Origin of the sequence: Facklamia sp. P12932, from assembly GCF_050409545.1 — a bacterium.
Classification (GTDB): Bacteria; Bacillota; Bacilli; order Lactobacillales; family Aerococcaceae; genus Facklamia.
The window spans coordinates 1-22,337 of record NZ_JBNUPG010000014.1 but is presented as its reverse complement, the minus strand read 5'-3'; the positions used below and the strand labels follow the sequence as shown (position 1 = coordinate 22,337).

General features: G+C 34.6%; 25 protein-coding genes and 1 pseudogene. 20 read left to right on the top strand and 6 right to left on the bottom strand.

Features of this window, described 5'->3' with window-relative positions:
* Positions 1–6: 6 nt before the first annotated feature.
* The 10 genes from typA (at position 7) to ACQV2P_RS06445 (ending at position 9,559) form a co-directional block, all read left to right on the top strand.
* Complete coding sequence (gene typA / locus ACQV2P_RS06490) at positions 7–1,836, top strand: translational GTPase TypA (protein ID WP_428894778.1); 1,830 nt, start codon at positions 7–9, stop codon at positions 1,834–1,836.
* A gap of 139 nt (positions 1,837–1,975) precedes the next feature.
* On the top strand, positions 1,976–2,578 hold the full coding sequence (locus tag ACQV2P_RS06485; protein ID WP_428874313.1) for a superoxide dismutase: 603 nt from the start codon (positions 1,976–1,978) through the stop codon (positions 2,576–2,578).
* 198 nt (positions 2,579–2,776) lie between these two features.
* Complete coding sequence (locus ACQV2P_RS06480; RefSeq protein ID WP_428874314.1) at positions 2,777–4,048, top strand: FtsW/RodA/SpoVE family cell cycle protein; 1,272 nt, start codon at positions 2,777–2,779, stop codon at positions 4,046–4,048.
* Complete coding sequence (locus ACQV2P_RS06475) at positions 4,048–4,404, top strand: YlbG family protein (RefSeq protein WP_428874316.1); 357 nt, start codon at positions 4,048–4,050, stop codon at positions 4,402–4,404. Before ACQV2P_RS06480 ends, ACQV2P_RS06475 begins: the two co-directional genes overlap by 1 nt.
* A 5-nt stretch (positions 4,405–4,409) precedes the next feature.
* Positions 4,410–4,991 carry a 16S rRNA (guanine(966)-N(2))-methyltransferase RsmD gene (gene rsmD, locus ACQV2P_RS06470; protein ID WP_428874317.1) on the top strand — a complete coding sequence of 194 codons (582 nt, stop codon included), beginning with the start codon at positions 4,410–4,412 and terminating at the stop codon, positions 4,989–4,991.
* The gene (gene coaD, locus ACQV2P_RS06465) at positions 4,984–5,469 is read left to right on the top strand and encodes a pantetheine-phosphate adenylyltransferase (RefSeq protein WP_428885174.1); all 486 of its coding nucleotides are present in this window, start codon (positions 4,984–4,986) and stop codon (positions 5,467–5,469) included. Before rsmD ends, coaD begins: the two co-directional genes overlap by 8 nt.
* Positions 5,470–5,583: 114 nt before the next feature.
* On the top strand, positions 5,584–6,282 hold the full coding sequence (locus ACQV2P_RS06460; protein WP_428894777.1) for a helix-hairpin-helix domain-containing protein: 699 nt from the start codon (positions 5,584–5,586) through the stop codon (positions 6,280–6,282).
* Positions 6,279–8,678 (top strand): DNA internalization-related competence protein ComEC/Rec2, encoded by a 2,400-nt coding sequence (locus ACQV2P_RS06455; protein ID WP_428894776.1) that lies wholly within the window; start codon positions 6,279–6,281, stop codon positions 8,676–8,678. Before ACQV2P_RS06460 ends, ACQV2P_RS06455 begins: the two co-directional genes overlap by 4 nt.
* Positions 8,679–8,724: 46 nt before the next feature.
* Positions 8,725–9,024 (top strand): hypothetical protein, encoded by a 300-nt coding sequence (locus ACQV2P_RS06450; RefSeq protein ID WP_428875368.1) that lies wholly within the window; start codon positions 8,725–8,727, stop codon positions 9,022–9,024.
* Between the two features lie 58 nt (positions 9,025–9,082).
* Positions 9,083–9,559, top strand: a complete 477-nt coding sequence (locus ACQV2P_RS06445; protein ID WP_428875369.1) for an S-ribosylhomocysteine lyase — start codon at positions 9,083–9,085, stop codon at positions 9,557–9,559.
* A 124-nt stretch (positions 9,560–9,683) separates the two neighbouring features.
* Here the strand turns inward: ACQV2P_RS06445 and ACQV2P_RS06440 are convergent.
* Positions 9,684–9,914: pseudogene (locus tag ACQV2P_RS06440) on the bottom strand (N-acetyltransferase family protein); the annotation flags it as partial.
* A gap of 36 nt (positions 9,915–9,950) precedes the next feature.
* Positions 9,951–10,202: a hypothetical protein gene (locus tag ACQV2P_RS06435; protein WP_428874325.1), complete on the bottom strand. Its 252-nt coding sequence runs from the start codon at positions 10,200–10,202 to the stop codon at positions 9,951–9,953.
* Positions 10,203–10,389: 187 nt separating this feature from the next.
* Between ACQV2P_RS06435 and ACQV2P_RS06430 the strand changes: the two genes are divergently transcribed.
* The 4 genes from ACQV2P_RS06430 (at position 10,390) to ACQV2P_RS06415 (ending at position 13,762) form a co-directional block, all read left to right on the top strand.
* Positions 10,390–10,818, top strand: a complete 429-nt coding sequence (locus ACQV2P_RS06430; RefSeq protein WP_428874522.1) for a MarR family winged helix-turn-helix transcriptional regulator — start codon at positions 10,390–10,392, stop codon at positions 10,816–10,818.
* A 143-nt stretch (positions 10,819–10,961) separates the two neighbouring features.
* Entirely contained in the window at positions 10,962–11,852 is an 891-nt protein-coding gene (locus ACQV2P_RS06425) for a polysaccharide deacetylase family protein (protein WP_428874521.1), read from the top strand.
* A gap of 9 nt (positions 11,853–11,861) precedes the next feature.
* Entirely contained in the window at positions 11,862–12,632 is a 771-nt protein-coding gene (locus tag ACQV2P_RS06420) for a hypothetical protein (RefSeq protein ID WP_428894775.1), read from the top strand.
* Positions 12,633–12,646: 14 nt separating this feature from the next.
* The gene (locus ACQV2P_RS06415) at positions 12,647–13,762 is read left to right on the top strand and encodes an alpha/beta fold hydrolase (protein WP_428894774.1); all 1,116 of its coding nucleotides are present in this window, start codon (positions 12,647–12,649) and stop codon (positions 13,760–13,762) included.
* A 53-nt stretch (positions 13,763–13,815) separates the two neighbouring features.
* Here the strand turns inward: ACQV2P_RS06415 and ACQV2P_RS06410 are convergent, their stop codons facing one another.
* Positions 13,816–14,658 carry a DegV family protein gene (locus ACQV2P_RS06410; RefSeq protein WP_428874518.1) on the bottom strand — a complete coding sequence of 281 codons (843 nt, stop codon included), beginning with the start codon at positions 14,656–14,658 and terminating at the stop codon, positions 13,816–13,818.
* 157 nt (positions 14,659–14,815) lie between these two features.
* Between ACQV2P_RS06410 and ACQV2P_RS06405 the strand changes: the two genes are divergently transcribed.
* The 3 genes from ACQV2P_RS06405 to ACQV2P_RS06395 all read left to right on the top strand — a co-directional run bounded on the left by ACQV2P_RS06405 (position 14,816) and on the right by ACQV2P_RS06395 (position 17,329).
* Positions 14,816–15,439, top strand: a complete 624-nt coding sequence (locus tag ACQV2P_RS06405) for a hypothetical protein (protein WP_428894773.1) — start codon at positions 14,816–14,818, stop codon at positions 15,437–15,439.
* Between the two features lie 518 nt (positions 15,440–15,957).
* Positions 15,958–16,671 carry a YutD family protein gene (locus ACQV2P_RS06400; protein ID WP_428874515.1) on the top strand — a complete coding sequence of 238 codons (714 nt, stop codon included), beginning with the start codon at positions 15,958–15,960 and terminating at the stop codon, positions 16,669–16,671.
* Positions 16,672–16,699: 28 nt separating this feature from the next.
* The gene (locus ACQV2P_RS06395) at positions 16,700–17,329 is read left to right on the top strand and encodes a TIGR01906 family membrane protein (protein WP_428882412.1); all 630 of its coding nucleotides are present in this window, start codon (positions 16,700–16,702) and stop codon (positions 17,327–17,329) included.
* A gap of 39 nt (positions 17,330–17,368) precedes the next feature.
* Here the strand turns inward: ACQV2P_RS06395 and ACQV2P_RS06390 are convergent, their stop codons facing one another.
* From ACQV2P_RS06390 to ACQV2P_RS06380, 3 genes are read right to left on the bottom strand one after another with little or no spacing between them, the layout of a single operon-like run.
* Positions 17,369–17,908, bottom strand: a complete 540-nt coding sequence (locus tag ACQV2P_RS06390) for a phosphatidylglycerophosphatase A family protein (RefSeq protein ID WP_428894421.1) — start codon at positions 17,906–17,908, stop codon at positions 17,369–17,371.
* Positions 17,901–18,902, bottom strand: coding sequence for an NAD(P)/FAD-dependent oxidoreductase (locus ACQV2P_RS06385; protein WP_428874512.1), 1,002 nt, complete (start codon positions 18,900–18,902; stop codon positions 17,901–17,903). Before ACQV2P_RS06385 ends, ACQV2P_RS06390 begins: the two co-directional genes overlap by 8 nt.
* A 13-nt stretch (positions 18,903–18,915) precedes the next feature.
* Positions 18,916–19,431 carry a divergent PAP2 family protein gene (locus tag ACQV2P_RS06380; protein ID WP_428874511.1) on the bottom strand — a complete coding sequence of 172 codons (516 nt, stop codon included), beginning with the start codon at positions 19,429–19,431 and terminating at the stop codon, positions 18,916–18,918.
* Positions 19,432–19,555: 124 nt separating this feature from the next.
* On the opposite strand from ACQV2P_RS06380, the gene ACQV2P_RS06375 reads away from it, so the two are divergent.
* From ACQV2P_RS06375 to ACQV2P_RS06365, 3 genes are read left to right on the top strand one after another with little or no spacing between them, the layout of a single operon-like run.
* Positions 19,556–20,143 carry a peptidylprolyl isomerase gene (locus ACQV2P_RS06375; RefSeq protein WP_428874510.1) on the top strand — a complete coding sequence of 196 codons (588 nt, stop codon included), beginning with the start codon at positions 19,556–19,558 and terminating at the stop codon, positions 20,141–20,143.
* A gap of 22 nt (positions 20,144–20,165) precedes the next feature.
* Positions 20,166–20,561, top strand: coding sequence for a CvfD/Ygs/GSP13 family RNA-binding post-transcriptional regulator (locus ACQV2P_RS06370; RefSeq protein WP_428874509.1), 396 nt, complete (start codon positions 20,166–20,168; stop codon positions 20,559–20,561).
* A gap of 11 nt (positions 20,562–20,572) precedes the next feature.
* Positions 20,573–21,916 (top strand): glucose-6-phosphate isomerase, encoded by a 1,344-nt coding sequence (locus tag ACQV2P_RS06365; RefSeq protein ID WP_428874507.1) that lies wholly within the window; start codon positions 20,573–20,575, stop codon positions 21,914–21,916.
* The last annotated feature ends 421 nt before the right edge of the window (positions 21,917–22,337 follow it).

The window sequence follows — 22,337 nt, the reverse complement described above, 5'->3', positions numbered from 1 at the left end:
AATTTAATGAAAATAAGAAATGACATAAGAAATATTGCAATCATTGCCCACGTTGACCATGGTAAAACCACTTTGGTTAATGAGCTCCTTAAGCAATCGGATACTTTAGATGCTAGAGCTCAGATAGACGATCGTGCAATGGATCGCAATGATATTGAAAGAGAACGTGGCATTACCATCTTAGCTAAAAATACAGCTGTAAATTACAAGGGAACACGGATCAATATCATGGATACGCCTGGACACGCAGACTTCGGTGGTGAAGTAGAACGTATTATGAAAATGGTTGATGGCGTTATCTTGGTAGTAGATGCTTATGAAGGTACTATGCCTCAAACACGCTTTGTGTTGAAGAAAGCCTTAGAAGAAGGTAAGACTCCTTTAGTGGTTGTTAATAAAATTGATAAGCCATCGGCTCGTCCGGAGGTAGTTGTTGATGAAGTGCTTAACCTATTGATTGAATTAGGCGCAGATGATGATCAATTAGAGTTCCCAGTTGTTTATGCTTCAGCTATTAATGGGACTTCTTCGCTTTCTAGTGATTTGCAAGACCAAGAAAATACCATGGATCCAATTTTTGAATCAGTAATTGAACATATTCCAGCACCAATTGATAATTCAGATGACCCACTGCAGTGTCAAGTCACCATGCTTGATTACAATGACTTTGTCGGCAGAATTGGAATCGGTCGCGTTTTCCGTGGCAAGATCAAAGTTGGGGATGCGGTAACGGTTATTAAGATTGATGGCTCTAAGAAGAATTTCCGGGTGACAAAATTATATGGTTTTCTTGGATTAGACCGAATTGAAATTAAAGAAGCGATGGCCGGAGACTTAATTGCAATTTCTGGAATGGATGATATTTATGTAGGAGAAACGATTGCTTCAGTTGATAATCCAGAGGCTATGCCATTGCTTCATATCGATGAGCCAACTCTAGAAATGAACTTCTTAACCAATAATTCTCCATTCGCTGGCCGTGAAGGGAAGTATGTTACTGCGCGTAATTTGGAAGATCGTTTGATGCAGGAATTGCATACAGACGTTTCTTTAAATGTTACGCCAACAGACTCGCCAGATACTTTCAAGGTGGCTGGACGTGGGGAGTTACATTTATCGATCTTAATCGAAAATATGCGACGTCAAGGCTATGAATTCCAAGTCTCACGTCCGCAAGTGATTATAAGAGAAATCGATGGCGTTAAGTCAGAACCATTTGAACGTCTTCAAATCGATACCCCGGAAGAATACATGGGGGGCATTATCGAGGCTATCAGTAATCGTCGGGGTGAAATGGCAGATATGGTTCACTCTGGAAATGAACAGATTCGTCTGGTCTTTTCAATTCCAGCTCGTGGTTTAATTGGTTTCTCAACCGAATTTATGTCTTTAACAAGGGGATACGGCATTATGAACCATACTTATGATGAGTACCGTCCGGTGATTAATGTAGAACTTGGTCAGCGTCGTAACGGAACCTTAGTTTCCATCGATAGCGGTCAAGCAACCACATATTCAATTATGAATCTTGAGGATCGTGGAACGATTTTTGTTGAACCTGGTACGGAGGTATATGAAGGAATGATTGTTGGCGAACATAATCGTGAGAATGATTTGACGGTTAATATCACTAAAGCAAAACAATTAACGAATGTCCGTTCAGCTAACAAAGACCAAACAGCTGTGATTAAATCCACTAAAAAAATGACATTGGAAGAAGCTATACAATTCATGGCAGATGATGAATATTGTGAAATTACACCAATGGCAATCCGTTTACGCAAACGTATTCTAGACAAATCAACCCGTGAAAAAGCGAAAAAAAATAAAAAATAATATAAACATAGAACTCGAAGATAATAAAAGAGTATCTTTGGGTTCAATGCCTTTGTGAATAGATATATAAGCATATTTCTTTTTCTGACTATAGTGGCATGATATGATAAAGATCATAACAGAATTAGGAGGAGTAAAAATGACATTCAAATTACCTGAATTACCCTATGCATATGATAATTTAGAGCCCGCTATTGATCAAAAAACCATGGAGATTCACCATACTAAACACCACAATGGTTATGTTACTAAATTAAACGCAGCCGTTGAGGGAACCGAGTATGCTGACCAATCGATTGAAGAAATTATCAAGAGCTTAAAATCACTTCCAAGTGATATTCAAACAGCTGTTCGCAACAATGGTGGAGGCCACTATAACCACTCGCTATTCTGGGAATCATTACAAGCTCCTCAAGAAGACAACAAGCCTTCTGGAGACTTAGCTAAGAAAATTGATGAAGAATTTGGGTCTTTCGAAAAATTCCAAGAAGAATTTACAAAAGCTGCAACCGGTCAATTTGGATCAGGTTGGGGTTGGTTAGTTAAAGATGGCGACAAACTAAAAGTTTTAGGCACTCCAAATCAAGACAATCCTTTAACTGAAGGTTTAACTCCTTTATTAGGTTTAGACGTTTGGGAGCATGCTTACTACTTAAACTATCAAAATAGACGTCCGGACTACGTTAAAGCTTTCTGGTCTATTATTAATTGGGACAAAGTTGCAGAACGCTTTTCAGCATAATATTTATGAATAAATAAGTATAATGATTATTTTTAAAACTATCTATTTAGTTTTCACTTACTTTCCAAGTTTTTAAACTTAAGAAAAGTAAGTGCTTTTTTAATTCCTAGTCAGAGTAAATCCCGATCTTATTTTCATAAATACCCACTACTGATGCTTTATGCTATAATGTTTTTAGCGAATTAGAGAGGAATAATTATGGAAAACAAAGTCTTTCACATCACTCCTAAAACTAGAGAAGTAGATTCTAAAGAAATGAATAAAGAGCGTTTTATCACAAGCTTTAAGAAAAAATTTGATCTATATGGAAAGGGCGATAAGTTACTAAGTCTTATTGTCATTGTTTTACTACTTTTTTCCATGTTAGCCGTCTTTTCTTCTACCATGTCACAAGATCCATTAGCCATGGTGAAGAAGCAAGCCCTCTCAATTTTGATTGGTTTTTGCATGATTTTACTCGTTCGGCTTGTTCCAAACGGATGGTTTTCTAACATCTTTTTAATTAATATACTCAATTTTCTAACAATGGTTTTAATTTTTTATGCTACTTTCTTCGGTCAGGAAGGAGGAGGGGCATCTTCTTGGATCAATATTGGAGGATATAATTTTCAACCTTCTGAGCTATTTAAAATAGCTATGGTGCTCACATGTAGTCGACTGGCTGTTTATTTTAAAAGAACTTATCTGATAGCACTAGAAAAGTCTTCTTTTTGGTATATCATTTTGCCCTTTGGTTTAATGATAATATCGGCAATGTTTGTTTTAATTCAGCCTGATGTAGGCACAACAGTACTTATTGGTTTTTGTGCTTATTCTCTGTTTATGATTTTTAATTTATCAAGAAAGAAGAATATTCTTTCTCTGTTATTTTTTATTGTTGTTACTATAGTTATCTATATTGTTTCAATATACTTTGCAGACTATTTTGTGGGTACTGGAAGGCACTTTTTTGAACGTTTAGGATCTTTCATTGATCCGTTTAAATATCAACATGGGACAGGCTATCAAGTCATTCAATCCTATAAAGCAATCGCTAATGGTGGCCTTTTCGGTGTGGGCTTAGGTCAAGGAGTAATAAAAGAAATGCTTCCTGCCGCTCATACAGATTTTATTTTATCAGTGATAGCAGAAGAGACAGGATTGCTAGGGGTAAGCGCTGTAATCTTAACATTACTTGGTTTAGTTTTTTACTTACTCAGAACAGCCAGTATGATGAGTAAATTGTTTCACCGTATTTGTATTACGGGATTTGCTATTTTAATCTTTACGCAAACATTTGTAAATATTGGAGGATTGACAAGTTTAATCCCCCTTACTGGAGTGACACTTCCCTTTATATCGTATGGAGGGACGAGCATGGTAGTCAATTTGATAATAATAGGCATTGTTCAAAAATTCATCAGTGAAGAAGCTCGGATGAGACAAACAACTAATCGCTCAAAAGTATCCAATTTGAAAGGTGGACGCTAATGACATTTGAAGCAGTAAAAAGAAAATCGCTTGTTGTATGGTTATATAGTCTTAAACAATGGAAGCAATTAAGAAAATATGGCACAGTACATTATTTAAGTGAACGCTTGAAATATGCCATCATGTACGTGAATGATTCTCAGCTTGATGAAACTTTATCTTCTTTGCGTAAATTAAATTTTGTGCGGGAAGTAGAGGTTTCATACCGAGATGATATCGATATGACTTTTAAAGATGCTATAAAGGATCGAATTGATCCTGATTTAAAAGCAGAAGAGGAAGAAGAGGTTTCCTTTGACGAATTCTTTAAAGATCTCGCCCAAGAAATCGTCCCAGAAGCAAAAGATAAGAAGTAGGTGGTATGATGCGAGTCATTGCAGGAAGTTATCGATCTCGTCCTTTAAAGGCGGTTCCCGGGAAAAACACACGGCCTACAACCGATAAAATAAAAGAATCGATGTTTAACCTTTTGGCTAATCGATTACCGATTGATGGCTATTGTTTGGATTTTTACGCGGGATCAGGAGCTTTGGCCATAGAATCTGTTTCAAGAGGACTGGCAGGAGCTGTTATGTGCGAGAAAGATCGGCGAGCCGTTTTAACGATTAAAGAAAATATAAAGATGACAAAAGAAGAAGAAAAGTTTGTACTTCTAAGTGGCAAAAACCGGACAAAGTTATTAGATTGGGGTCTAAAAAACCAACGAGCCTTTGACCTTGTATTTCTTGATCCCCCTTACGCTGAAAATCAAGTTGAGCAAGACTTAGAGTGGTTAATCAAAAATGATTTTCTAAATCCGAGTTGCTTAATTGTTCTTGAGGCTGACGAAGTGCATTCCGTAAAAGAAATCCCTAATTTTCTTGAATTAAAAAATAAAAAATATGGGATTACAGTCATTCGAATATATCAATACCAAGGTGAGGAGAGCGAAGAGTATGAGTAAAAGGGTAGGTGTTTTTCCTGGTTCATTCGACCCCTTAACATATGGACACTTAGATTTGATTGAGCGATCCAGTCAATTGTTTGATGAAGTAATCGTATTAATTGCAGTGAATACCACAAAAAAGACCGTCTTTACAGTTGAGGAGCGAAAGCTTTTAATCGAAGAGGCTACAGCAGCATTTAAAAATGTAAAAATTGATTACTTAGAAGATGGCTTAATTGCTCATTACTATCAAAAAGTTAAGGCGATTTCCCTTATTCGGGGAGTACGCTCGGCACAAGATTTTGAATATGAAGCGAACATTGCGACTGTTAATCGAACCCAATTCCCAGGCCTTGAAACAGTTCTTTTATTTGCGAATGAAAATTATCGCTATTTAAGCTCCAGTTTAATCAAAGAAATCGCTTATTTTGGTGGAGATATTTCGCAAATGGTTCCTCCAAATGTTGCCCAAGCACTTGCTCAAAGGATAAAATAAAAAGAGATATCCAAAGCTTATTTTAAGACCCTCAGTATTTTGATGCTGGGGGTCTTAAAAGCGCCTTTAAGAAATTCTCCTTGTATTTAAGATTGTCAAGTGAGGAGGAAAGTCATGAAGTCTTATTTTGAAGAAAGTCAAAAAGCGTCTGTTTATGCAAAAATTAGAAATAAGCCATTTTTATTGATATTAGTTGCTTGTGTATGTGTTTTTATGATGCTAAATCAAAACAATTTATTAAGGGATACTGTTGATTTACAAGCAGAAGAGCATTCACTAGTATTGGAAATGACCAGTCAAGAAAATGAGACCACTGTATTAAAACAACTTTATGTAGATTTGAAGGGAGCGGTTATGAAACCAGGAGTTTATCAATTACAGCAAGGATCACGTTTAATTGATTTAATCGATAAGGCTGGAGGTTTTACTGAAGATGCGGCACAAGACAGCTTAAATTTAGCGTTACTGTTAGAAGATCAGATGATGGTTACAGTATATAGTCAGTCGGAATGGGATACCCTAATCATAAACGAGCAATCACAGCAGAAAACATCGGCCTTAAACCAGGAGTTAATGTTGGTAGGATCTTCTAATAAAGAGGAGAGGCAAACACTCATTAATATTAATACAGCAGATCAAGCAGAATTAGAAACTTTGCCACAAATCGGTCCTTCTAAAGCTCAAAAAATCATTCAGTATCGCCAGGACCATGGTTCTTTTCAAGCCACTGAAGATATTTTACAAGTTTCAGGCATCGGTCCAAAAACCTTTGAAGGATTAAAAGACCTTATTACAGTAGGGCTTCAGCAATGAATAAATTGACAAGTTGTCGTTATCACTGGACTTTAATTGCTATGCTAATTAGTTTGTTTTTATTGTTTCTTATACATTCCACCTTGTCTTTCTTCATTCTATTTTGTTTAAGCCTTATACGAATTATTAAGTGTGATAATAAGGCCGTAATCATTTTAGCTGTCTTTTTTTTATTGTTAGTGTTCGTAAGGCATCGGTTTTTAGAAAACAAGTTACAAGAACAACTTTCTATGCTTAATGACCAAGAAAAAATTGAAGCCACTATAACTATCAATCCAAACCAAATCCAACAAAGTGAAAATACTTTTTATGGTGAAGTCTTCTTAATTATCGAAAATGATACAACTTTCCCTGTGACAGTGACCTATTGGAATGAGGAAGCTTTGCAAGAAAATTTACCTGACTTAACCCTTAGCTCCTATCGTTTAGAAATAGAAGGCGAAATTAAGCAAGTAGAGCTTAATCGCAATTTTGATCTTTTTAACTATCAAAGTTACTTAAAAAGAAAAGGCATAGCTTGGGGGGTGGAGGTAAAGAAAATTAAAAAAATTTCATTGAATCAATCTAATTTAATCAACCACCCCTTAGTATTACTTGCTAATGTTAGAGCAAGGTTAACACATTATATAAGAAAATGTGGTCAGATTCCTTTAGTTAGTATTCATAATAAATTACTCTACAATTTAAATTCCACAGTTTATCAAGATTATAAACAGGCCTTTATGACTTTAGGAATTTTACACTTTTTCTCAATCTCAGGTTTTCATGTCAACTATCTCCGAAGAGTTCTCAATACTATCTTATTAAGAATAGGTATTTCTCCTCTAGTAAGTAAAAAAATCAATTTTATACTTTTAACCTTTTTTGCATGGTTAGTAGCTTGGCCTATAGGTGTTATCCGTTCTATGTCGGTTATTATAATTAATGATTTACGCAAAAGGTTTGATTGGCCACTTTCTTCTTTAGATGTTTTGTCAGTAATTTATATAACCCTCCTAATTATTAATCCCTTCAATATAAAAAGTTTAGCCTTTCTTTTATCATTCATAATGTCGTATCTGATTTATTTTTATCAAGGAAGTATAGTCGATAGCCTTTCAACTACTTGGCAAGAAAAAAGTGAACTAACTTTATTTTGTTTCTTATTTTCATGGCCCCTTTTACTCTCAAGTACTTATACCATTAATTTTTTACAGCTAGCAGTCGTGCTTTTATTTACGCCTATATTCGAAAGATGGATTTTGCCAAGCATGTTCTCTTTTTCAATTTTATTATATGTTAGTCAGTACTATCCAGCTTTATTAAAGTTCATTACTTATCTATCTAATGTCTTCCAAAGAATGTGGGAATTCCTTTCGCTTCATTCTGTTATAGAAAGCGGGACAATCTTATTAGGAAACGGAAACTTTTTCTTACCAATCTTTTTACTTGGTATAGCTATTATTTGGTTTTATTATTTAAAAAGCAACCCAAAATTAGCTTGGCAATCTTTAATTATCGGTTATTCAATCGGAATATTATTTTATCCTTATCTTGATCCACGTGAGCGAATCATCGTTTTAGATGTAGGGCAAGGAGATGCTTTACTCTATAAAAAGGCTTTTTCAAAAGAGGCTTGGTTAGTTGATACCGGAGGGAAGATGGCTAGCTACCAGGAGAAAAATAAATTGGATACTCAATTTGCTTTAAAAAATGTCATTCCAGCTTTAAAATCACAAGGAATTGCTAGTTTGGAAGGCGTCATTATCACTCATCCAGATATCGACCACCTTGGTAATTTGATAACACTTATCCAAGAGATTGAAATAAAACATTTGTATTATTCAAAATTCACTAAAGAGTCAGCAATATGGCAAACCATGGCAAATAAAATTCCTAATCAGACCCAGCATCACATCTTAAATCCGGGAACTAAGGTGAGGGTAGGAGGCAATCAAATTGAGATAATTTGTTTGGATATGCCTGCGAGTCTTAAAGATGATTTTAGTAATGCTTCTTCGTTAATCACTTCTTTTGTAATAGACGATAAAAAATTTCTTAATATGGCAGATCTACCAATTGAGCTAGAAAAATCTTTGTTACAAGTTTTTTCAAGTGAAAAAGTAGACGTTTTAAAAATTGGTCATCATGGTAGTAAAACTTCTACTAGTGAAGATCTATTAGACCAACTGCAACCAGAATTAGCGCTCATATCATCTGGGAAGGACAATCCTTATAATCATCCTCATAGTGAAACAATTGAAAAATTAGAAAAAAGACACCTTAATTATTTAGATACACAAGATGTCGGTGCTATCGAAATTTCATACTTACCTTTTTATGGCTGGTCAATTAGAACAGCAATAAACAAGGAGAACTTAAATATACAGATTAGAAATACACATTTACTATATTAGCGATATATGATATATTTTAAAAAATTGAAGTAAAGGGAGGTTTGTGATGAACATAATAGTCTTTATCTATGCATCTATTGTGTTTATAACTGGCATTTTAGGAATAAAAAATGAGCTCAATATTTCAAAGATAACATTGACTGTTATTGATTTGCTATTTCTTTTGACCCTAATGAATTTATGGTCAAGCTTGAAACCTTTAGACATTGCTATTTCTATCTTGTTACTAGCCCTTTCCATTACGCTCTATCGCGATCGATTGGTAAGTAGTCGACAAGCTAATATAAGCCATCATCTTTTGCGTTTAATCATCCATTTTATTCTAATATACTTTTTATTTAACTAAAAATTGACAGATAATTCTTCTTTCGTTACATTGGAAGCAATATAAAGGAGGAATTCTATTGGAAAAAATACCAAGTTTTACCATCAATCATTTAATCTTAAAACCCGGTATCTACTTGTCTCGAACAGATGAGATTGGTGGAAGAAAACTACATACCTATGACTTACGTTTCACAGCACCAAATGCTGAACCCGTAATGAATACAGCAGAAATACATACAATTGAGCATTTAGCAGCAACTTTTTTACGTAATCACGAAAAATATAAAAAGGAAGTCATTTATTTTGGACCAATGGGCTGTCGTACGGGCTTCTATTTAATTTTAACGGACGCCTTAGAAGGGCTAGAAGTTTTGAATTTAATTAAAGAAACCTTTAAATTTACAGCAGACTTTGAAGGGGAGATACCTGGTGCTACTGCCAGAGATTGTGGAAATTATCTCGATCAAAACCTACCAATGGCTAAATATCAAGCAAAGCGATATGTAAAAAATCTTGAAAAAGTGACTGATTTAAGCTTTACTTATCCCGAATAGTTTTTCAAAAATAAATGCAGGTTTATAATGGAGTTTAAAATGAAACTTCAACAAACCTGCTATTTATTTGACTGTGTAGTGATATAATTAATCAGTAATTAATTGGTCTCTTTCAAAGTCGAATTCAACTGCTGGATATTGAATGGTTTGGTGAAACAGCTCTTATAGCTTTTCGCATCCAAATCACATCAATAAAGCGTTCAGCTTTGCGCACTAATTTTGGGAAAGTAAGCATAGGTTTAAAGCCTTCTTTTTCATGAAAGCTTAGAGAGCGATAATTATCAGCGACAATGGTAGAAATGATGTATTCGATATTAGTTTGAGAGAGCATCAACACTATCACCGTATAAAGTTCATGACCGCCCCCCTTTACTGGACAACCTTCAGCTGTCTAGATTGAAAGTAAAGTAGCCTGAGGCAAAAAGGCTTTATAAAAACCACTAAGGTAAGCAAAGCCAATCACTTCATTTCCATGTTGAAAGCCTAATTTACCATCGGTTTTATAGACAGTTAGTCGTCGACTAATTGAGCGACGTGTTAAACCGAGCTCCACCTGGGCTCTGGCTTTTGATTTTCGGCCCTGTGCAACCGATTGAATGACGGCATATTTTCTTTGTTCGAACATTATTAAATAACTCCCCATCTAACCCCCTGAAGGAAGTATAACTCAGAAGTGGGACATTTTGATTTGTGTTCTCTTGAGACATTATCATTTACGTTTAACAAATTTTTTTAGATTTTTATTGGAATGGATTGACTAATTTTAATAGATAAGATATAATTATTTCGCTTTCGAGATTAAAAATTTTAAGATAAGAAGGTGAGAGTAGATGTTAGATCGAGATACAGAAGTTTTAAAAACATATATTGGTATGATGAGAGCACATGCCTACTTTGAGAAATTGGTGAAAAAAGATGCGAATCATTCAGATATGAATGTGACGGAGTTTGCTGTATTAGAATTATTATATAATCGTGGCCCTCAACCAATTCAACAAATTGGGAATCGAATTTTAATTGCTTCCTCTTCAACCACTTACGTGATTGATAAGTTGTGTAATAAGGGTTATGTGGAACGAAAGCCAGATTTAAATGACCGTCGTGTAACTTTTGCTGAAATTACAGCAGAAGGTACTAAGTTGATGGATGAGATTTATCCTGAGCACCGTAAACATTTGTTAGAAGTTTTTGAAGAATTCACTACAGATGAAGTGCTCGAAATGAAACGCTTATTACAAAAGTTAACTCGCTATGAATAGCCTGCTTGATCCCCTAACTCTTTTAGTGAGTTAGGGACTTTTTTGTTAAATGTAGCTTGTATTAGGATAGTCTTGCTTTTAACTTTAATTCTTTCTATGATAAACTAAAAAGGCAAATCGGATTTAGAAAGGACAAATTATTGATGAAATTCTCGGCTTTAATTCTTTTATTATTTTGTTTATCCGCTTGTCAAAAGGCGCCTTTAAACGAAGAAACAGAATCAAAACAAGTACAGCTTGATGAATTAGAAATACTAGAGAGTACTTACGATGAAGATTCCACTAAAGAAAGTTCTTTAAAAAAGGATGGTACTCGTCAAGCTTGGACAGATTATTCTAACTATGCGGAAGTCGATGAGGATGGCTATGCCTACTATATGCAAGAAAACCCTGATATTTCTTCGGAAATATTTCCTTTATACGATAGTAGTGATCATAAAGTTCTTTTATTTACCTTTGATGATGCGCCTCAAAGACCGAATTCCTATGCACTTGAAATTGCCCAACAATTAAAAGCTAAGGATGTAAATGCTATTTTCTTAGTGAATGGTATGTTCTTAACAGAGGAAAAGGGGAGAAAGATTACCAAGCAAATTTATGATATGGGATTCGAAATCGGTAATCATACTCAGCATCATCCTAACTTAAAAGAAATGACCTACGACCAGCAGTATCAAGAAATTAAACAAACAAGTGATTTGGTTGAAGAAATTACAGGAGAAAAACCAAGATGGTTCCGCCCGCCTTTTGGTTTGTTTAACATGGATACCTATCAGATATGCCAAGAACTAGAAATGCAATTAATGACTTGGAATTTTGGATATGATTGGATGGATGAGTATTTAGAAAGCGAAGCTTTATTAGAAGTGTCTTTAAATAATGATTATTTAAGGGCAGGAGCAAACATTCTTATGCATGATCGTCCATGGACTAATGGTGCTATCTCGAGGATGGTAGACGGTTATCGTGAGCAAGGTTACCATATAGTTGATCCTTTATTAATTCGTAAACCAAATTTTGAAAAAGAAAGCTAGGCGAATCGAGTGAAAAAATATTTTCCTCTATCTTTTTATTTTAAACTCTTATTTATAATACTTGGACTAAGCACCATCTATCACTTTCATGAAGAAATGATCGATCAAGCTTTGTCTCAAGAAGGTTTATCCACTTATCAAAGACTCAGTAAAATATCTAAGGAACTGATTGGAATTGAAAAAGTTCCAGATGAAGACTCTCCCGATATAATCAATCAGATTCAGTCGTACCCGGGGAATAAACAACCCATCCAATATCCACAAGCAGTTTTAGCACATCCTCGATTTATCAAAGGCCAGCAAATGGCAGACTCTTTTAATAATCAGTTAGATATAAGTCAGCTAAACAGGTCATTTATAGAAGCAATTAACAGAGTTTATTTCCCACAACAAACAGTCTATCTAGCACCATATTTGTCAAATGGGAATCTACTTAGACTCGATGAGTTAGACAATTATGTATATTTAGATTCTAAAACTACAGAGGGACTAAATTTCCGCGAGCGTTTTTACGAGATTGAAAATAATCAATATCGGATTGGCGAAAACTTATATGAGGTTTTTATTTCGTCTGATGATATTCATTTAGATACTTGGTCTAAAGATGAAGCAGTATTCGCTCAATATTTAGCCAAAGCTTTTTTCGAACAAAATGAAGATTTTTCTGACATGCGGTCGGTATTTATATCTGCTAAAGCTTCAGCCAGTGATTTTCGTCTAGATGATTCGTCCTATGTGCGGATTGTTGTGGTATTAAACTTTGACACACAGAAACTTTAAATAGGGAGGATAATATGAAAAGTAACAATTACCTTAGATGGTCTCTTGCATTAGCAAGTATTTCTCTAGCTTCTCAATTACATCAAAATTTTAAGCATCCACTTCCTAAGATTAGTCATGCTGAAAGATTGCTTGAATTAGCTGAAATTGAAAATTCCATGGATTGGTTGCAAGAAGAAGAATATGAGAAGAATTGGGATGAAAAACTCAGCCCATTTATCGATAATTTAAGACAAGAGGGATCAATTAACCAAGGGGCTTATCACTTAGCTTATGACTTCTATGCTTTAGAAACAGCCAAAGCAACTTGCCTTATTGTCCATGGTTTTAATGAATTTAAAGAAAAATATCGAGAATTAGTATATTATTTATTACAATCAGGAATTCAAGTACTGACTTATGATGCACGAGGACATGGGGAATCTAAATTATCACCTAACCAAACCCAAATTGATATTATAGATTTTAACGTTTATATCAATGATTTAAAATGCCTAGTAAAAAGGGTTAAAGAACTGGGTGGAGAAGAACAGCCTCTCTTTATATTTGGACACTCAATGGGTGGGGCTGTCAGTTCTCGCTTTGCTCAATTATGGCCAGATTTAGTAGATGGTCTTATTTTATCCTCCCCAATGCTTGCGATTGATACTAAGGGAATGCCAATGGAATTGGCGCATATGAGCGCTAGCTTGATGCAAAAAATCGGCCGGGGTAAGAATTATTTACCTGAAGATTCAAATGGAGGAATAGATGACCATTTAGTTTTCAGAACACCCAATCAGCTGTCCAATTCTGAAGTAAGAGGGCGCTTCTTTTTTGAACTCAATAAAAAACTTCATCTTTATCCTACCAAGTCAGGCTCTATTAACTGGTTGAAGGCATCTTTAGATGCTTTGCAAACTATCCATCAAGAAAAAGAAATCAAGAAAATGACTTTTCCAAGTCTCATCTTCCGAGCAGCTAGTGATAAGATTGTAAAAAAAGAGGGTATCTTCCATTTTTATAATTGTCTTCCAAATTCATTAAACTTCCTTGTACCTTCAAGTGAGCACGAGATTCTTTTAGGACATGATGATCAAGTGAGAAAGATAGTGAGTCAAATCCTTCACTTTATTAATAAAAATATATAGTAAACAAAGAAGGCTGCCTTAAACATCCCTTAAGGCAGCCTTCTTTGTTTGAATTATTTGGTTTGGTAGCCAACAATTAGACCATTTCTTTGAGCATAGAAAGTGCATAAGCCAGAAGAAGGTAAAATATTAATTTCTGCATGTGGAAATTCTGCAAGAATCATTGACTGAAGTTCTTGGCTCGCTTCCGGGTTTAGGACATGGTTAATAAATATTTTCCCTCCATTAAATCCCTTGCTTTTTATTTCTGCCCAAAGTTTTTTCATTGCTTTTTGATGGCCTCTAGCTTTTTGAGCAAGTTCAATCGTACCCTCAGAACTTCTTTTTCCGATTAAACGTATATTTAGTAATCCAATCATGTTTCCAACAATTTTAGATATTCGGCCATTTTTTACTAGATTATCAACAGATTCTAACAAAAAATTGACATTTGTATTTAAATGTTCTTTTTCAATTCTTGCCACTACCGAATCAAAATCAGTCTCTTCTTTAATGATACTTGCAGCAAGAGTAATAAGTAGGTCGATTTCAGCTCCAGCCGATCGACTGTCGATGATTTTAATATTAGCATCAGGACTTTTCTCTAAGGCTAACTCTCTTCCTAAACAAGCAGCATTGTAAGAGCCTGAAACACCTGAAGATAAAGTGAAACATAAAACATTTTGATTGGACTCAAATGTTTGTGCATAACTTTCAGGGCTTGGACAAGCAGTTCCAGTCTGTTGGCCACTTTCCATTTTATTAACTAGAGTTTGGGTATCCATTTGATTGTTATCTTTATATGTATGCTCATCGATATTCAGTATTAAAGAAACAACTTCAAACTCTATTTCCTCGTTGATATCTTTGACAGAACGAATACTCGCGCCAGAGTCAGTTACTATTTTCCACTGCATAATATTTCCCCCAATTATGGTCAATTAATTATCAGTAGTATAACTAATTTCAGAATCAGTTTCAATTTATTGAAAGTTTAATTTTAACACTTGCTAAAAACAGCATATTATCGGTAAAATAGGAGTTGACATACATTTCATGTGAGGAGGAAAGATTATGTTAGGAGATCTACATCGGTCCAATTTAATCGTCTTAGTTCAAATAGTTTTTTCGATTGTAGGATTAGGCTTTGCCTATATAGGGGCAATTGAGTATGGTTTAATATCTATGATGATAGGAGCCATTCTTAATGAGTATTCAATTGATATTTCTGAGCAATTTGACCAAACAGATGCACAACTAGCTTTTTCCACAGAGTTAGAGGTTATAGCTGATTTTCTATCCTTTGGTTTGATTCCAATTGGATTATTATTAACAGCTACTCAAGGTGGAATATTAGGTATGATTACTATTGCAGCCTACTTAACTGCTGTAGCCATTCGTTTAGCACATTTTAACCGTCCCTTGGAATTTCAAGCTTATCAAATAGATGAAGAGAATTTCTATTTGGGTCTTCCCTTAATTTCAGTAGCTATTGTCTTACCGATACTTTATTTACTTAGTTATCTTATACCAGCAACTGTCTTTTCAGTGCTTATCATGGTTGTTATGATAGTCTTAGCTGCCGGTTATGTGATTGCAAAACCAATTCCGCGTCTAAAAAAAGAATGGATGACTTACCTTATATTTGGTGTAATATTCTTAATTGTCGCTTATATACTTTTAGGTATTTTTAAATAGTCCATTTAAAACCTCCTTTTGTTATTAAGAGGAGGTCTTTTTATAACGAGTTAAAAATGTAACTGCAGAAGGATAGTTAATTAAATTGCATGTTTTATCTATTAATAAAATAGCATTGATAGCTGAAAAAGCGATATATCAGAGTAGTTTATATCAATACCAAAGAAAGCGTATTGAGCAAAGCGGTAGCTATTAAGATTTCTTTCCAAATAAATAAATCATCAAAAGTTTACATTAGCAAGTAGGGGACTCTTTGGCAATGGATTTGGAAGTATATTTTTTGCTACAATGTTCTTTAAAGGTGTTTCTATGAACGATGGATTAATCGATGGCTAATAGATTATGAAATGCTAGACAATGAACAAATGTATTGTCTAGCCAGTCTAGATGACTGTGTCTATCTTCCTTTTTACCGTTTATAATGAAATACGATAAACTAACGATTATCTTTCTTAATTTTAAGACATATTATCAGTGATTATTTTCAGGGAGAATTCCCTTTAGAACAGGAGTAAATTATGACAGATTCAACAAAAGAGTTAAAAATTAACAAACAAATAGATCGACTATTGGATGACCTAACGGGCGATGAATTAAATGAAGATGTTATTAAAAACATTAAATTTTTAAATGACAGTTCCTTAATGATTGAAGACGAAGAATACGATTTGATTATTAATCATCAAGAAGCTTTTGACTTTGAAGCCTTCTATAATCGCTATCAAGACCTCTTCGCTAAGTATGATTATATTGTTGGTGATTGGGCTTTTAATCAGCTTCGCTTAAGAGGGTTTTATCAAATCGGAACACCCAAAGTGGCTTTCGATCAACGTATTGAAACGTTAGAGGATTATATCAATGAATATTGTAATTTTGGCGCCAAGTATTTTGTTATTGGGAAAAAAAGCTCTATCGCTGAATATCCTCATTTATTAGATCGATTGAGGGCGGGCAAGATAAATAACATTCAAAGTAAGACACTTTATCCAAGAACTTCAAATAAAAACACACGGGGACGTAGCTATCAAAAAAGAACGAATCGAAAAATTCAAAATCTCGGCCATCGTTCTAAGACTGTTACCCCTAAAATTAAGAGAAGAAATGAAAAAAGCCACTCACTAAGTAAATCTGAAAGTAAAAACAATTTGACTGTCGGGTCTAATAAGATGAATAAGCCGACAAACAGAATCAATCATAAGAAGGATTTCGTTATAAAAAAACGCCCCAACTAGCCTTTATTAGAAAGCGAGGATCCATAGTTTGACTGACCACATTAAAAATTTTGCCAGAGTTTGCTTATTTTGCCTAGCATCCTTAACTGGGGCAATCTCATTGACCGTTTTTCTATCGCCAGTTATTTATAGAATCTTTAATCAATATTTTAAATTGCATGAAACAGTTGGATTAACGAGTGAGCAATTAAATCAAAATTATCAAACAATTGTTGATTTCTTAACCCATCCGATGGAAAGTCAAATGCTATTGCCTGATTTTGCCTCTTCTGACGGAGGGATTCAGCATTTTGCTGAAGTTAAAGTTTTAATCCAGCTAACCATGATGGCAGCTTTGTTTTTAATTTTTGTTTTAGCGATTGTTTTGATAAATATTCGCAAGCAGAGGAGACGTAATCCCTATCTTAAGATATATATGATGCTAAGTTACATGTTGCCAATTGGTTTATTATTTCTAGCAGTTATCGCTTTTGATAAAATCTTTATTCTTTTTCACCAAATTTTCTTTAAAAATGATTTATGGCTGTTTGATCCTTTAACAGATCCTGTCATTAATGTGCTTCCAGATAGTTACTTCTTTCTATTACTAATTGTTGTCGTTATGCTATATGAATTATTGTTAGGAATTATTTATTTGTTTATTAAAAAGAAAATATAAAAAAGATAAGCTCAGCTGCTGAGCTTATCTTTTTTTAGCTTATAAATGACTTGGTTTTTTTGGAGGAACGGAAATTTCATCAGTTTGTGGTTGTGCGTGCGCAATTCGACTTGCAGCGGCAGCGGCTAAGGCACCCACGATGTCATCAATAAATGTATTGCACCGCTGATCTTTTTCATCATTTAGTTTACCAATAATGCCCGGTTTAAGCTTATCTAAATAACCGAAATTAGTAAGACCGATTGATCCATAAACATTGACGATTGATAGAGTCAGAATTTCATCTATTCCATAGAGGCTCTCATCACGCATTAATAAGTCACATAGAAGTGGAGACAAAAGTCCTTTTTCAGCAGCAATATCTAATTCAATTCCAGTTATAATAGCATTTTGAACTTCTCGTTTTTGCATCACAGCATGTAAATTATCAATGCAGTCTTGCAAAGTTAAAGTCTCAACATAAGTATTTTGTAAATCGTAGACGATTTTAGCGATTTCTTCGATGCTAACACCTCTTTCAGCTAGCAATTCATAGGATCTGGATTCTAGGTGTTTTAAGTGAATATAATCTTTAGTCATTGAATTCTCCTTCAAAAATAGTTGATGAATGTAAGGGCGACGGTCGATAATTAGGATCGATGAAGTGTAAGGCTTGATTAACAGCTAATAAGGCTTCCCCAAATCCAGCTGCAATGATCTTTACCTTACCAGGATAGTCAGCAATATCCCCAACAGCGAAAACACCAGGCAAATTAGTTTCCATTAATGATGAAACTTTGATTTGGTTGCGAGAAAGCTTGAGTCCCCAATCTTTTATATGGCCTAAAGAATTAGAAAAGCCATAATTGACAATTAATTGATCGAGGCAAAGTGCTACTATTTTTTTTGATTTCACCTGCTGAAGCTTGAGTGATTCGAGCTGGTGATTTTTACCCTCTAAGGTTAAAATTTTATAGGGGGTTAGAATTTTAACAGACGAGGCATGTAATTTGGATACTGAGCTTTCTAAAGCTCGAAAGTTTTCACGTCGGTGTATTAAATAGACTTCTTTAGCAATTGGTTCTAGGGTGAGTGCCCAATCAACTGCAGAGTCTCCTCCTCCACATACTGCTATCCTCTGATGCTTAAAATGTTCAGGTTTTTTAACAATATAATGTAAGGAATGATTTTCGAAATGATTCGCATTATCCATTCCAAGCTTTCGGGGTTGAAAAGCTCCATTACCTGCTGCAATGATAACGGTCTTTGAGTAATAAATTTCTTTACTAGTTTGAATTGTATAGATGCCATCTTCTCTGGGAGAGAGATTTAAGACTTCTTCTCCCAAAGAAATATCTGGTTTAAAATGATTGACCTGTTCAAATAGTTTTTGACTCAAAATATTCCCCTTAATCGAAGGATAGGCAGGAATATCGAAAATCAACTTTTCACCATAAAGATGATTTGGTTGCCCCCCCACCTCCTCAAGTGACTCAATAATTTTTACTTTTGCGTTTCGCATATGAGCGAAGAAAGCGGTATAAAGGCCTACAGGGCCTGCACCGATAATTGTTATATCATAAATATTTTCCATAATTTCTGCCTTTCTAATAAAAAAACGCAAGGAATACTAAGCGCATGACTACTGCCACAAATCCGCCTGTAATAATACCTGCAAATACTTCTGTTGGTTTATGTCCAAGGTATTTAGTAACTATAAGGTCTTGATAATTATCAATAATTTCAGTTTCAAATTCAGAGTCTTCTAGTTTTTCTTTAATTGATTGAACATTTATATCCTCATAATTTGATTGAGAGAGACGTTTAACGATAGCATCAATTACAAGGCCTTGTTCACCACTTTGACGTCTGACCCCCATAGAATCGAACATGATAATAACACCGAATACAGTTGCTATGGCTACGTGTGCTGAAGCAAAACCGTATTCAAATATAAGACTGGCAATTAAACTTGCGACGGCAGCCGAATGCGATGAGGGCATGCCACCAGTAGAAGTGATTATATCTAATTTAGGACTTCGCTTTGAATAATAGGCAATTGGATATTTAATCATTTGCGCGAAAAAAATGGCGGTAAAAGCAGCAATTAATGGGTAATTCATAGCATCCTTATCCTTCTTTTTATTTTTAACACTAACTATCTTAACAAAAATAAGACCCTTTAACTATAAATTTAGTTTTTTTTCGAGTAAAATAATAGAGAAAATAGATATAAGGAGCGATAAAATGAATAATTTTCCACAATTAAAGACAGAGGAAATACAAAGTCAAGTTGTTTTACATACTAATAAGGGTGACATTGAATTAGCATTATTTAAAGAACAAGCACCCAGGACAGTCGAAAACTTCATTACTTTAGCTGAAGAAGGCTACTATGATGGCGTGATTTTTCATAGAGTTATTAAAGATTTTATGATCCAAGGAGGAGACCCAACAGGAACAGGCATGGGTGGTGAAAGCAAATGGGGAGAAAGTTTTGAAGATGAATTTTCAATGCATCTTTTTAACTTTTATGGAGCTCTTTCAATGGCTAATGCAGGACCAAATACAAATGGCAGTCAATTTTTTATTGTAACTGCACCAAATGTACCGGCTGATATGCTCCAACAGTTAAAAGACTTAGGGTTCCCTGATGAAGTTGTGAAGGCTTATGAAGAAAAAGGAGGAACCCCTTGGTTGGATCAACGCCATACTGTCTTTGGTCAAGTCGTTGGAGGTATGGAGAATGTTTTAGCTATCCAAAATGTTACAACAGGGCCTCAAGACAAACCGGTTGAAGATGTGATGATTGAATCCGTTACCGTTTCTAAATAAGTGAGAAAGTACGGTAATCGATATGAAGTTTAAAATAGGAGATATTATTGAAGGAGAAGTAACCGGTATCCAGAACTATGGTATTTTTATAAAGCTTTCTGATGAAGAACAGGGTCTAGTGCATATTTCCGAATGTAAACATGGATATGTAGGGGCTTTAGATGAATTCATTAATATTGGAGAAAAAGTTAAAGTAGTTGTAATTGATATTGATGAATACAGTAAGAAAATTTCTTTATCCATGCGAGCACTAGATAAAATTAACACCCCATTGTTTCCTGTTAGAAATCGAAGAAAAAAAAGACGGAATTTACCAGACATAGGATTTAAGACCATAGCAGATAAGATGCCACAATGGATTGATCAGGCAATGCATTCTATTGAAGAAAATGAGTTTAATACCAAGATAGAAGTTTAGGAGGTTTATAAATGGAAACAATTAGCTTTGATTATTCGAAGGCTTTGAACTTTTTTCAAGAAAAAGAAATGGAGCACTTAAGTGGGTTCGCAGAATCCTCTTTACGTGAACTTAAAGAAAAAACAGGGGCAGGTTCTGAATTTACGGATTGGATTGATTGGCCACTTGATTTCCCCCAATCCGAAATAGAGCGAATTAAAGGAGTAGCTCAAAAAATTCAAAAGAACTCGGAAGTATTAGTAGTAATCGGCATAGGCGGATCCTATTTAGGAGCTAAAGCAGCCATAGATTTTTTAAACCATACTTTTTATAATATGATGGCTCCAAGCAAAAGTTTGCCTCAAATACTTTTTGCTGGTAACAACATATCATCCACTTACTTGAATGATTTAATAGAAGTAATTGGAGAGCGTGATTTCTCTATTAATATCATCTCTAAATCAGGAACAACTACGGAACCAGCAATTGCTTTTCGGGTTTTAAAAGAAAAACTAATCAAAAAATATGGAAAAAAAGAAGCTTATCAAAGAATTTATGCGACAACCGATCAAGCTAAAGGAGCATTAAAAAAAGAAGCCCAACAAAATAATTATGAGTCTTTTGTAATCCCAGATGGTATCGGTGGGCGCTTCTCGGTTTTAACACCAGTGGGCTTGCTTCCGATTGCTGTAAGTGGTGCAAGCATAGAAAGGCTGATTGAAGGGGCAAAAATTGCTAGAGAGCTTTATCTAAATGAGGATTTAGCAAAAAATCAAGCCATGCAGTATGCTGTTATAAGAAATATTTTCTATCGCAAAGGAAAGGTCAATGAATTGTTAATCAACTATGAACCAGCTTTACAAGCTTTCGGTGAATGGTGGAAACAGTTATTTGGCGAGTCTGAAGGAAAAGATCATAAAGGAATTTTCCCATGTTCAGCTAACTTTTCAACAGACCTACATTCAATTGGTCAAATTATTCAAGATGGCCAACGAAATATATTTGAGACGGTATTAAACTTCCAAAAAGTTAGGAAAGATTTAACAATCCCTCAATTAGAAGAAGACGTTGACGGTCTTTCATATTTAGAGGGAGAAAAAATGTCAACCGTTAACCAAATGGCTTATCAAGGAACTATGATTGCCCATACGGACGGAGAGGTACCTAATCTTATTATTAACATTCCAGCAATGAATGAAGAAAGCCTCGGTCAAATGATTTATTTCTTTGAAATGGCAGTCGCTATTTCTGGATACCTTAATGGTGTCAACCCATTTGATCAGCCGGGAGTCGAAGCCTATAAACGTAATATGTTTGCCTTACTTGGTAAAGATGGTTATGAAGAATTAACAAAGGAACTTAGTCAAAGAATATAGAATTATCAATCGATAATAAAAGTTAAAACATTTGAGATGGTCGGACTATAGATCGTCTCAAATGATTTTTATTCATCAGAGGTTATTGATAAAATTGAAGAACAAAAAAGAATTCACAAAAAATTTAGAAAAAGTTAAAAAAGCTATTGACTTAAGCTAACAACCCATGCTATATTAATTCTTGTCGTCACGAACGAAGAGCAATGCATCTTGAGTTGCTAAAAATAAAAAACTTTGAAAAGTATTTGACATTAACAAACAACTCATGTTATATTATTTCTTGTCGTCACAAACGACCGAAACGAAAGAAAAAAAGTTTAAAAAAACTTTTTAAAAAGGTTTGACAAAAAGTCTAACCCATGCTATTATATAGAAGTTGTCACTTATGGCAGCGAAGCTCATTGAAAACTGAACAAAGACA